The sequence below is a fragment of the Mycobacterium sp. genome, assembly GCF_040509115.1.
Classification (GTDB): Bacteria; Actinomycetota; Actinomycetes; order Mycobacteriales; family Mycobacteriaceae; genus Mycobacterium.
Window position 1 is genome coordinate 1 of the sequence record NZ_JBEVLO010000504.1, and the last position, 12,215, is coordinate 12,215.

Genomic DNA, 12,215 nt, shown 5'->3' on the forward strand with positions numbered 1-12,215 from the left:
TGATCGCCACGCGGTGGCCCGCGGTCGCGATGGCGTTGATCTGCCTGTGCCTGGCAGGCTACCTGCGCCCCGACGTTCCCAAGGAGCGGGTGTCCGCGGTCGGCGGAGCTGCCTAGGCCGGGTACGCGTCCCCGACACCTCGCCGCGGGCCCCTGCGATCCCCTCGGGGGCCGCTTCGGGCGGGGCCGCGCAGGCCTAGTGGGCCAGGAAACCCAGTTCACGAAGTGGTCCCCAGTGGGGGCTTCCTGGGAAGGTCGTGGCCGTCGGCGAGTTTCTGGCGACGTCCATCGTGACGCCACCCACCCACGGATGCCCTAGCCCGCCATCCGCGCTGGTCGCATCGTTGGTCGGGCGACACGCGGGTATCTTCTTACACACGATGGCCACCGCAGATGCGTCGGATACCCGGAGTTTCACCGCCAAGGGACTCGCCACCCGCGAGCGGATCCTGCGGGCGGCGGCAGACGTGTTGCTCGCCGAGGGGCTGCCTGCCTTCAACTTGGACAAGGTGCGCCAATCCGCCTCGGTCAGCGGATCTCAACTCAACCACTACTTCGTCGACAGGCAGGATCTCATCCGCGCCGTCGTGAAGCGGCAGATCGACATCGTGCTGCAGTTCCACCGCCAGCCCAGGTTGGGGGGCCTCGACACCTTCGAGGACTGGGAGCGGTGGGCCGATCTCAACCTGCGCTACCTGCGCAAGACCGGCTACCGCGGCACGGCCACCTACCACGCGCTCGCCGGCCAATTGGCGAAGTCCGACGACGCCACCAGGCAAACCTTCGCCGAAGGGTACCTGCGGTGGGCGAATCTGCTCGAGGACTCGTTCGCACGGATGAAGAGCCGCGGACTCCTGGTGCGCTCGGCGCAGCCGCGGCAACTGGCCCTCGTGGTCGTCGGCCTGCATCAGGGCGCAGGCATGCTTTCCTTCGCCTACCGCGAGGAGTGGCCCCTGGCCCACGTCACCCGGTTCGTCGTCAACTACGTGCGGACGTTCGCCAAGGATCCGGAGGAACGCGCCCCGCGCCGCGCACGCAGATCGCGCACCCGTCGTCACCCCCGCAGTGCAGGCGAGACGTCGACCCCGCGCTTCACCGCCAAGGGAATGGCCACCAGGGCCCGCATCATCGAGGGCGCCGCCGAGCTCATCTTCGAACGCGGCATCAACGGCACCAGTCTCGACGACGTGCGCCGCGCCGTGGGGGTCAGCGGATCGCAGATCTCCCATTACTTCAGCGACAAGCAGGATCTCACGCGTCAGGTCATCGCGGCACGCACCGACTTCGTGGTTGCCTTCCACACTCAAAAGGCCTTCGGCCTCATGGACAGCTTCGAGTCGCTGCGCGCGTGGGCCGACCTGTGTTGGTCGGAAGCCGGCGAGAACTATCTGCGGGGCGGATGCGTCTACGGGTCACTTACCGGCGAGCTGCTCGAGGCCGATGACGCGGTGCTCGACGATCTCGCCGACGGGTACGAGCGGTGGCTGCTGATATTTCAGGACGGCCTGTCGGCGATGCGTCGACGGGGTGAGCTCATTGCCGAGGCCGACCCTCGACATCTCGCCGTGGCCCTGGTGGCGGCCCACCAGGGCGGCACCCTGCTGACGCACGTCACGGGGACCCCCGAACCCTTCCGGGTCGCGGTCGATGCCGCGCTCGACTACGTCGCGGCCTTCGCCGCGAAGTGATCCTCGACCCCGAAAAAGTCGGCCCGACAACGGTATCGCCAGTGAATTCACAGGTAACACGCTCTGGACAATCTGGGATGCGCAGCCCAGAATAATGGGATTGGACACCCACTATGCATCGTGGGCCGATCGATTGCCCGAGCCGCCGTACGATGCGGGGAGGGACGCATCGTGGGATTGGCATGGCAGCAGGGGCCATTGGGGCTGCAATCCGCGGGTCACTTCCTGACCCCAGAGCCGTTGCCGCGGCTGTTGTTCGTCGAACCGCTCCGCCGTCGCATGCGGGTCCGGCTGGGAGACGCGTGGATCGCCGACAGTGAGGACGTGGTGCTGCTGCACGAACCGGGCCGCTATCCCGTCGCCTACTTTCCGCACCGTGACGTCAGCCCGGGGGTGCTTGCGGAGGAGGGTCGTGTCACCGAACATGCCGACCTCGGCCCAGTGAGGTGGTTCAGCGCACGGTCGCCCACCCGCGACGTGACGCGGGCCGCCTGGCAGTACGCGTCGCTGCCCGACCACGCGGCCGTGTTGGCCGGCCGCGTCGCCTTCGCGTGGCGGGCGATGGACGCCTTCTACGAAGAAGACGAACGCATCGTCGGCCATGCCGCGGACTTCTATCACCGAATCGACATCCGCAGCACCTCAAGGCATCTGCTCGTCCGCGACGGTAAGCGGGTCGTGGCGGACACCGTGCGGCCGACGGCTCTCTACGAATCGGGGTTCGCGCCACGCTGGTACGTGCCGCGCGACGACGTCGACGACACCGCGTTGCGACCGTCCGACAGGCGGACCTTCTGTCCATATAAGGGCCTGGCCAGTTACTACCGCATTGGCGACCACCCCAGTGCGGCATGGTCCTACCCGGACGCGTGGGCCGAAGTGGAGCGCGTGCGCAACTACGTCTCGTTCGAGCCGGACAAGGTCGAGGTCTACCTCGACGGGACTCGACTGCACCTGGAGCCAGGACAGTCCGTCATCGCCCACGGCGTCGACCGCGGGCTCGACGCCGACGAGATCCTCCGGCACACCACCGTCTGAACCCGACACTCGAAAAGCATTGGGAGAGCGACCATGACGTTAGAAGAAGATGAGGGGCGCGTTTACGACGTCGTCGTGATGGGCGCCGGACCGGTGGGGATCAACGCCGCCGACCGCGCCCACGCGGAGGGGTTGTCGGTGGCTCTCGTCGAGCGTGAACTCGTCGGCGGCGAGTGCAATTACTGGGGGTGCGTGCCCAGTAAGGCACTGCTGCGCCCAGTGCTCGCCGTAGCCGACGCCCGAAGGGTCGACGGTGCCCGCGAAGCCGTCGTCGGCGTGATCGACGCGAAGGGCGCGTTCGCCCGCCGGGACCGATACGTGACGAACTGGGACGACGCCCCGGTGGCCGAGGCGGTTCTCGGGACGGGCGTCGAGCTGCTGCGTGGAGACGCCCGCCTCGACGGACCCCGTCGGGTGGTGGTGACCACCTCGGGACAACGCCTGGTGCTGAAGGCCCGCCACGCGGTGATCGTCTGCACTGGCAGTACGGCCGCGGTGCCCGACCTTCCCGGTGTCGCGGAGGCCAAGCCGTGGACCAACCGCAGGGCAACCGACAGCAGCGCCGTCCCCGATCGACTGGCGGTGGTCGGCGGAGGAGGGGTGGGCGTCGAAATGGCCACGGCCTGGCGGGGTCTGGGGTCGTCGGTGACGTTGCTGTCGCGCACCGCCCGCGTGCTACCCAGAATGGAGCCGTTCGTCGGAGAGCACGTCCGGCGGGGACTGATCGAGGGCGGCGTAGACGTCCGCACCCAGGTGCTGGTCACCGAGTTGTCCCGGCCCGGCGGACGCGGTCCGATCCGTGTCAGCCTCGACGACGGTGACCACCTGGAGGTCGACGAGATCCTGTTCGCCACCGGTCGGACGCCGAACACCGCGGACATCGGGCTCGACACCGTCGGGCTCACACCCGGGTCGTGGCTCGACGTCGACGACACGGGCCTGGCGCACGGGGTCGACGGTGACTGGCTGTATGCCCTCGGGGACGTCAACCACCGGGCCCTGCTGACCCATCAGGGCAAGTATCAGGCGCGCATCGCAGGCGCGGTGATCGGAGCCCGCAGCCGCGGGCGACCGTTGGACGACGCCCCGTGGGGCGCGCATGTCGCCACCGCGAACGAGTTGGCCGTGCCGCAGGCCTTCTTCACCGATCCGGAGGCGGGTTCGGTAGGGCTCACCAGCGAACAGGCCCAGCAGCGCGGTCACCGCGTGCGGACCGTCGACGTCGACATGGGCCAGTCGGTGCCGGGCGCCAACTTCTACGCGGACGGTTACGCGGGGCACACCCGGATGGTGGTCGACGAGGAGACGGACACCGTGCTCGGCGTGAGCTTCGTGGGTCCCGGCGTGGGGGAGATGCTCCATTCGGCGACCATCGCGGTCGCGGGGCAGGTCCCGATCGCCCGCCTCTGGCACGCGGTTCCGTGCTTTCCCACCATCAGCGAGGTCTGGCTGCGGCTCCTCGAGGCGTACCGGGACGGCGCCAGCGTCACGGCGTGACAGGCCCGTGCTCGGCGGCGGCGTGCGCCAGCGCCAGGAGACACGCTCGCCGCACTTGCATCACGAGCCCCAGGCCGTGACTGGTCGAACCGGACTGGTCGGGGACGCTTTGCGGTTCTCGCGTCGGCTAGATCGTCCGGCGCCGACGCAGGAACGGATCCGTCAGCGACGGCGGCTGGTAACCCTCGTCGGCGCTCGAGAGCGTCACGCCCGGCGGCACGATCTCGTCGATCTTGTCCAGCACGTCGGTCGACAGCGTGACGTCAGCGGCCCCGATCTGCGATTCGAGGTGCTCCATCGTCCGCGGACCGATGATCGGCGCGGTGACGGCGGGATGCTGCAGCACGAACGCCAGCGCCAGGTGGACGAGCGACATCCCTGCCTCGTCGGCCAGCTGGCCGAGCGCGTCCGCGGCGTCGAGCTTGCGCTGATTGGCCGGGTTGTCGAGGTCGAACCGTGCAGGCAGCCGATTGCGACGCGAGGACTCCGGCAGATCCTTGCCCTTCCGGTACCCACCGGCGAGCCACCCACCGGCCAGCGGGCTCCACGGCAGGACGCCCATCCCGTATTCCTGCGCGACCGGCAGCACGTCGGCCTCGATGCCGCGCACCAGCACGGAGTAGGGCGGTTGTTCGGTGACGAAACGGCCCAACCCCCGCCGCTCGCTGACCCACTGCGCCTGCACCATGTCGTGGGCCGGGAAGGTCGACGAGCCGAACGCGCGGATCTTGCCCTGACGCTGCAGATCGGTCAGCGCGGACAGCGTCTCTTCGACGTCGGTCTCTCGCTCGGGACGGTGCACCTGGTACAGGTCGATCCAATCGGTGTCCAAGCGGCGCAGGCTGTTCTCGACCTCGCGAACGATCCAGCGTCGCGAGTTGCCGCGCTGCAGGGGGTTGCCCGGCGTGCCCATCGGCGAGTCGGCCGCGACGCCCATCTGCCCGTGGAACTTCGTGGCGAGCACCACGTCGTCACGCTTGCCCTTCGCCAGGGCCTTGCCGACGATGAGCTCCGACTCGCCCTGCGAGTACACGTCGGCGGTATCGATGAAGTTGATCCCTCCGTCGAGGGCGGCATGAATCACGTTGATCGACGTGTCGTGGTCGGGCTCGCCCCAGGCGCCAAACATCATGGCGCCCAAACAGAGTGGGCTGACTTGGATTCCGGTTCGGCCGAGGCTGCGATACTCCATGCCTTCGATGGTAAGCCCGCGGGTAATTCGTGAGTCCCTCGGGATCGGCCCCCCTGGTGTAGACTGAGGAAAGCTGGTTCGCCCAGCAAGTCCGGAATCGATCGGCTTCGCGTATCTGCGCGCTGATCTCCCGAGTCTTCACCGCCGGTTACACCGGCCCCAATTGCCCAGTCCGGGGATAGTTTTGAATGCACCAACGCTTGTCAACCATTTGAATGCTCCCTTTGGGATGCAAGGATTTTCGTACATGCCGAGCTTCGGCATCCTCAGCACGCACCCGCCTACTCCGTGCGGCTTGGCCACGTTCAGCGCCGCCCTCGGCGACGGCCTGGCCCGCAGGGGCGCCAAGGTCGGCTACGTGCGCATCGCCGACGGAACCCCGACCGACAACGCCGACGTCGTCGGTGAGCTGGTCAACGGGTCAGAGCCCTCGGTGACGGCATGCCCCGAGTTGCTCAACCGCAGCGACGTCGCCGTCATCCAGCACGAGTACGGCATCTACGGTGGCTCCGACGGCGACGAAGTCGTCGACATCATGAAGGGCCTCACCGTCCCGTCGATCGTCATCGCCCACACGGTGGTCAAAGCGCCTACGCCACACCAACGTTCGGTTCTCGAAGACGTCGTGGCACTCGCCGATCAGGTAGTGGTGATGTCCGATGCCGCCCGCGAACGCCTGTGTGCGGGCTTCACCGTCGACCCTCAGAAGATCTCGACCATTCCGCACGGCGCCGCGCTGCCCGACGCCGTCGCCGCGAAGCCCACCGGTCGGCCCACCATGCTGACGTGGGGATTGATCGGCCCCGGCAAGGGCATCGAGCGCGTCATCGACGCCATGGCATTGCTGAAGGATCTGCCCAGCCGGCCGCAGTACCTCGTCGCAGGCCGCACCCACCCCAAGGTGCTCGCCGCCAACGGCGACGCGTACCGCGAGGGCCTGATCGCGCAGGCGGAGCGCCTCGGTGTCGCCGACTCGGTGACCTTCGACGCCGCCTACCGCGATACCGCCTCGCTGACCGCACTCATCCAAACCGCCTCCGTCGTGGTCCTGCCCTACGACTCGAAGGACCAGGTCACCTCCGGTGTGCTGGTCGACTCCGTGGCCAGCGGGCGGCCCATCGTCGCCACCGCGTTCCCCCATGCCGTGGAGTTGCTCGCCAGCGGTGCGGGCACCGTGGTCGGTCACGACGACCCCCACGCGCTGGTCGACGCCCTTCGTCAGCTGCTGACCGACCCTGGCGCCGCAGGCTCCATGGAGTCGCAGGCGCGCGGGCTGGCCCAGAACCTGGCCTGGCCCGTGGTGGCTGGTGCGTACGTGAACCTGGCGCAGCGGCTCGTCGCGGCCCGAATCGCGGCGGCGTGACCGACTTCGGGCCGGAACCGGTGTTCGCGCACCTGCTGCGAATGACGGATCACCGCGCCACCTTCGAGCACGCCTTTCTCGCTGAACCCCGTCGCGAGCACGGCTACTGCACGGATGACATGGCGAGGGTGCTCGTCGTCGCCACCCGGGAGCCCGATGCGTCCGGTCCACTCAAGGGACTCGCAGGCAAGGCCCTGCAGTTCCTGAACGAAGCACAGTCCTTCGACGGCGCCTGCCGCAACCGCATGAACAGTGCGGGGCGCTGGACCGATCAACCGACCACCGACGACCACTGGGGTCGGATGATCTGGGGCCTCGGCACCGCCGCAGCCAGCAGTGGCGTCAGCCTGGTGCGCAGGTTGGCGGTCATCCAGTTCGAACGTGCCGCGAAGGCCAGATCGCCCCACCCACGGGCGATGGCATATGCCGCGATCGGTGCGGCCGACATCCTCACCTTCGAGCCCGGCCACGTCGCGGCGCTGCGGCTTCTCGCCGACTACTCGGCAGGCCTCGCCGAACCCGCGCCCGGCGCCGAATGGCCCTGGCCCGAGACGCGGCTCAGCTACGCCAACGCGGTGCTCGCCGAGGCGATGATCGCGACGGGTGGGGCCTTGGACGACCAGGCGTTGCGCGAGCGCGGCCTGAATGCCCTTGAGTGGCTGCTGGCCTACGAGACGACCGACGGACATCTCTCGGTCAGTCCCGTCGGGGGCCGCGGGCCGGGAGACACCCGACCTGCCTTCGACCAGCAGCCCATCGAGGTGGCCGCCCTTGCCGAGGCATGCGCACGTGCCGCGGCCGTCGATCCGCGGCCGCTGTGGCGTGAGGGCATTGCGTCGGCCGCTGCCTGGTTCGGTGGCGCCAACGACCTCGGACTGATGATGTGGGACCCCGCAACCGGCGGCGGTTTCGACGGACTGCACTCCGACCGCGTCAACTTGAACCAGGGGGCGGAGTCGACCCTGGCCGTGATCTCCACATTGCAACTGGCGCGGCGCTTCTCGCCTGTGCCGCAGTGACGTCGGCCCGCAGCGATCTCGTCACGCGGAGCCCACAGCGGGTGACGGCCGACTCCAGTCGCGTGGTCACGCGCCTCTTCGTCCCCGGCCACGAGGGCTTCGAGCTCCAGGAGTCCCGGGCGGCCGTCGTGCTTTCGCGCATCCTCGCCCTCAGCGACGACGACGTTCGCACGACCTTGCACGACGTGTTCGTGCGTTTCGAAGGTCGCCACCGTGACCTGCGCAGCACGTTCCGGCGCCATGCCAGTGAGCTCAGCGACCGCCTCGACGGCACCCGTGAGTTCACGGAATCGCGAATGCTCCTGCTGGGCGCCACGTTCACCAACGAGTACGCCATCGAGGGCGCCGCGCTGTGCAACCCGAGCGTCGTCGCCCACCCCGATCAAGCCGACGTGCCCGTCGGAAGCCTGCGATTCGTGATGAGCGTTCGCGGCATCGGCGAGGGCCACCGTTCGACGATCGGGTTCCGCACGGGCGTCGTCGACTCGACTGGCCACGCCACGATCGACGAACCCAGTCCATTCGCCTCCACGGGACGGATCGAACGGACCCTGATGGACGCGAATGCCTTTCGTGCCGAACTCGTCGCGCAGCGTCTCGCAGGCGAAGCCGCGGACTACGTTCTGCGCGCGCTCGGCGAGGTCTTCACCAGAGCCGAATTGGACGAACGACTCGACAGGCTGAGGGCCAATCTGCGTACGCGTGGACTTGCCGCGGAAACCATCGCCGTGATCCGCGGCATCGCCGCGCGCTACTACGCCGTCGAGTTCACCGCCGAGGTCACGCTGTCCGAGCGTGTGCTGTGGCCAGCCATGGAGGCCGAGCAGGCGGGCATGGAGGACGCCCGCTTCGTCCGCTTCGTGGACGACGACGGCGCGGTCACCTACTACGCCACCTATACCGCCTATAGCGGAACCCACATCAGCCAGCAGCTGCTCGCGACCACCGACTTTCAGACGTTCACCTCGGTGCCGCTGGTCGGACACGCTGCCGCCAACAAGGGCCTCGGGCTGTTCCCCAGAAAGATCAACGGCAGGTACGCCGCCATGTCGCGATCGGACCGCGAGACCAACTCCGTCGCCCTCACCGATCATCTGACGGTGTGGCCGACGTCCGCGCCGTGCCAGAAGCCCACCGAGTCGTGGGAGACGCTGCAACTCGGAAACTGTGGTCCGCCAATCGAAACCGATGCCGGTTGGCTGGTGCTCACCCACGGCGTCGGACCCATGCGCACCTACAGCATCGGGGCGGTCCTGCTCGACCTCGACGACCCAACGCGGGTGCTCGGCCGGCTGCGTCGACCACTGCTGAGCCCCTCGCTCGACGAACAGAACGGTTACGTGCCCAACGTCGTCTACTCGTGCGGCGCGCTCGTCCACGCCGACACCGTGGTGGTTCCCTACGGCATCGGCGACAGCGAAATCGGCATCGCGACCGTCCCGCTCCCGGACCTTCTGGACGCTCTCACCGACCAACCCTCGCCACCAACCTGACCCGGCCGCCCAACGTTTGGGTAGGCCCGAGACGGGTATTCATCCGACACCCAATGGGTCGCCGAGCGGTAGCTCGAGCTCGACCCATCACCACACTCCGGTTCCCGAGTCCAGATCCCCGCTCGCTCCGCTGGATCGACAAGGACTTACGCGTGGCCATCACCGACATCGCTAGATATACCCATCTGACCTCCGACGACATCGAACAGCTCGGCGGCGAACTCGACGCCATCCGTCGCGACGTCGAGAACTCGCTGGGGGCGCCCGACGCCGCCTACATCCGACGGACGATCCTGTTTCAACGCACCCTCGACGTGGCCGCCCGCCTCGTCATCGCCGGAACCCGATCGAAGCTCGGCTGGCTAGTGGGGACCGCGGCGCTCGGCTTCGCCAAGAGCGTCGAGAACATGGAGATCGGCCACAACGTGTCGCACGGCCAATGGGATTGGATGAACGATCCCGAGATTCACTCCACCACGTGGGAGTGGGACATGGTCGCCCTGTCATCCCAATGGAAGTCCACGCACAACGTGCGCCATCACGTGTTCAGCAACGTGTTGGGCGTGGACGACGATCTCGGGTTCGGCGTCATGCGGGTGACCCGCGACCAACCGTGGAAACCGCAGTATCTGCTGCAGCCCGTTCAGAATCTGCTGCTGGCGCTGACGTTCGAGTGGGGCATCGCCCTGCACGGAGTCGACCTCGACCGGACCCGAGACGAGAAGGTTGCGCAGGCAAAGACATTGCTGGGCAAGGTAACCCGTCAGGGGCTCAAGGACTACGTCGCGTGGCCTGCGCTGAGCTTGCGACGGTGGCGCAGAACGCTGGGAGCCAATGCGGTCGCCAACCTGCTGCGCAACCTGTGGGCCTACGTGGTGATCTTCTGCGGCCACTTCCCGGACGGCACCCAGAAGTTCTCCGCTGACGTGCTGAAGACCGAGACCAAGGCCGAGTGGTATCTGCGTCAGATGTTGGGCGCCGCCAACTTCGACGCAGGTCCCGCCCTGGCCTTCGCGAGCGGCAACCTGTGCTACCAGATCGAACATCACCTGTTCCCTGACCTGCCGAGCAACCGCTATGCCGAGATTGCCGAACGGGTACGGCCGCTGTTCGAGAAGTACGGCCTGCCGTACCTCACCGGCTCACTGGCCCACCAATACGGTTCGACGCTGCGCATGATTCACCGGCTCGCGCTGCCCGACGGCGCCCTCGCGCGCGACGACGTATCGGACATCGGCTCGCGCAGGCCGCGGGGGAGGATGCTGCAGCGCAGGCGCACGGTCAAAAGGCGTGTGGTGAAGGCGAATTCGAAACTTCGCGTCCGCGCCGCCTGAAACCCGCCGCGCTCACCTCTTGACGAGCGTGAACTGCCCCAATTCGCTGATCTTGCGCTGGAAGAAGTCGCTGCACCCGACCAGGTACTTCATGTACCGTTCGTAGACCTCTTCGGACGTCGCGGCCACGGCCTCGTCGTGGTGCGCCTCCAACGCCGTCGCCCACAGGTCGAGCGTCCGCACGTAGTGCTCGTCCAAGAGCTGCTTGTCCGACACCGTGAAGCCGGCTTCATTGGCCAGCTCGACGATCTGCTCCTCGCCGGGCACCGATCCGCCGGGGAAGATCTCCTTGGCGATGAATCGCATGAACCGCAGGTCGGTCATCGTCACGGGGATGCCCATCTCCGGCCACTTCTTCAGCGGGTGCCCGAGGATCGCCTGCAGCACCATCCGTCCGTCCTCGGGCAGAAAGCTGCTGCAGCTCTTGAAGAACGGCGCATACCGCTCCTGCGGGAACGCCTCGATGGCCTCCAAGCTGATGATCCGGTCGACCGGCTCGGAGAACTGCTCCCACCCACGCAGCAGCACGCGCCGCGAGCGCGTGGTGTCCAGCCCGTCCAGCAGCTCCTGGCCGTACTTCGCCTGGTTGCGGCTCAAGGTCAGGCCGATGGCGTTGACGTCGTAGCGCTCGATGGCCCGCTTCAGCACCGAACCCCAGCCGCAGCCGATGTCTAGCAGCGTCATGCCGGGCTTCAGGTCGAGCTTGCCCAGCGCCAGGTCGATCTTGGCCATCTGCGCTTCTTCGAGCGTCATGTCGTCGCGTTCGAAGTACGCACAGCTGTAGGTCCGCGACGGGTCCTGGAACGTGCCGAAGAAGTCGTCTGACAGGTCGTAGTGCGCCTGCACCTCTTCGAAGTGCGGCTCCATCGTGTCCGAGCTGCCCGCAGGTCCGGAAACCTTGTCAGCCATGTGCGACACCCCTCCCTCTAAGGGAACCCAGTCCGATTTTAGTTAGTAGGTGCAAGGAAAGTTACTACACCTGCTCGAGTCATGCCTTCTCACAGGTGAATTGGACGACGTCGGTGTAGCCCTCGCGGAACAGATCGGCGCAGCCCTCGAGGTATTTGAGGAACCGCTCGTAGATTTGCTCGGACGTGATCTCGATGGCCTCGTCCTTGTGGGCGACGAGATTTGCTGCCCAGGTATCGAGCGTCTTGACGTAGTGCGGCTGAAGGTGCTGTTCGCGGGTCACCTGGTACCCCGCCTTGATGGCGTGCTCGGTCACCATCGACGCCAGCGGCAAACGACCGCCCGGGTAGATCTCGTCCATGATGAACTTGATGAAGCGCACCCGCGACATGGTCAGCGGCAGCTTCTTGGCCTTGATCTCCTCGTCCTCCGGGATGGTGATCGTGTGCAGCATCTGCACGCCGTCCTCGGGCATCCAGTCGAAGGTCTTCTTGAAGTAGTCGTCGTACTTGTTGAAGCCGAAGTGCTCGAACGCGCCGATCGACACCACCCGGTCCACCTTGCCGTCGAAGTCCTCCCACGGCTGCAGGCGAACCTCCATCTTGCGGTCGCTCGTCGAGTTGGCGATCCAGTGCTGCTCGATGTGTCGCTTCTGGTTCTCCGAGAGCGTCAGACCGATCACG

10 protein-coding genes are annotated in these 12,215 nt (G+C 67.2%); 7 read left to right on the forward strand and 3 right to left on the reverse strand.

Annotation, left to right across the window (positions count from 1 at the left end):
* Positions 1–379 precede the first annotated feature (379 nt).
* The 3 genes from ABW137_RS34130 (at position 380) to ABW137_RS34140 (ending at position 4,222) form a co-directional block, all read left to right on the forward strand.
* Positions 380–1,687 carry a TetR/AcrR family transcriptional regulator gene (locus tag ABW137_RS34130; RefSeq protein WP_526407107.1) on the forward strand — a complete coding sequence of 436 codons (1,308 nt, stop codon included), beginning with the start codon at positions 380–382 and terminating at the stop codon, positions 1,685–1,687.
* Positions 1,688–1,858: 171 nt separating this feature from the next.
* Positions 1,859–2,725, forward strand: coding sequence for a DUF427 domain-containing protein (locus tag ABW137_RS34135; RefSeq protein ID WP_526407109.1), 867 nt, complete (start codon positions 1,859–1,861; stop codon positions 2,723–2,725).
* Between the two features lie 33 nt (positions 2,726–2,758).
* A complete protein-coding gene (locus ABW137_RS34140) occupies positions 2,759–4,222 on the forward strand; it encodes a dihydrolipoyl dehydrogenase family protein (RefSeq protein WP_526407111.1) in 1,464 nt (487 codons plus the stop codon).
* Between the two features lie 127 nt (positions 4,223–4,349).
* On the opposite strand, the gene ABW137_RS34145 is transcribed toward ABW137_RS34140, so the two are convergent.
* Positions 4,350–5,414 (reverse strand): aldo/keto reductase, encoded by a 1,065-nt coding sequence (locus ABW137_RS34145; protein ID WP_526407112.1) that lies wholly within the window; start codon positions 5,412–5,414, stop codon positions 4,350–4,352.
* A gap of 247 nt (positions 5,415–5,661) precedes the next feature.
* Here ABW137_RS34145 and ABW137_RS34150 point away from each other — a divergent pair, with 247 nt between their 5' ends.
* The 4 genes from ABW137_RS34150 to ABW137_RS34165 all read left to right on the forward strand — a co-directional run bounded on the left by ABW137_RS34150 (position 5,662) and on the right by ABW137_RS34165 (position 10,623).
* Positions 5,662–6,777 (forward strand): glycosyltransferase, encoded by a 1,116-nt coding sequence (locus ABW137_RS34150; protein ID WP_526407114.1) that lies wholly within the window; start codon positions 5,662–5,664, stop codon positions 6,775–6,777.
* Between the two features lie 41 nt (positions 6,778–6,818).
* Entirely contained in the window at positions 6,819–7,796 is a 978-nt protein-coding gene (locus ABW137_RS34155) for a glycosyltransferase (protein ID WP_526407124.1), read from the forward strand.
* A 41-nt stretch (positions 7,797–7,837) separates the two neighbouring features.
* Positions 7,838–9,289 carry a glycoside hydrolase family 130 protein gene (locus tag ABW137_RS34160; RefSeq protein ID WP_526407116.1) on the forward strand — a complete coding sequence of 484 codons (1,452 nt, stop codon included), beginning with the start codon at positions 7,838–7,840 and terminating at the stop codon, positions 9,287–9,289.
* A 152-nt stretch (positions 9,290–9,441) separates the two neighbouring features.
* Entirely contained in the window at positions 9,442–10,623 is a 1,182-nt protein-coding gene (locus ABW137_RS34165; RefSeq protein ID WP_526407118.1) for a fatty acid desaturase family protein, read from the forward strand.
* A 12-nt stretch (positions 10,624–10,635) separates the two neighbouring features.
* Here the strand turns inward: ABW137_RS34165 and ABW137_RS34170 are convergent, their stop codons facing one another.
* The gene (locus tag ABW137_RS34170; RefSeq protein ID WP_526407120.1) at positions 10,636–11,532 is read right to left on the reverse strand and encodes a cyclopropane mycolic acid synthase family methyltransferase; all 897 of its coding nucleotides are present in this window, start codon (positions 11,530–11,532) and stop codon (positions 10,636–10,638) included.
* A gap of 79 nt (positions 11,533–11,611) precedes the next feature.
* Positions 11,612–12,215: SAM-dependent methyltransferase (locus ABW137_RS34175; protein ID WP_526407122.1), on the reverse strand; the 604-nt coding region annotated here is incomplete at its 5' end.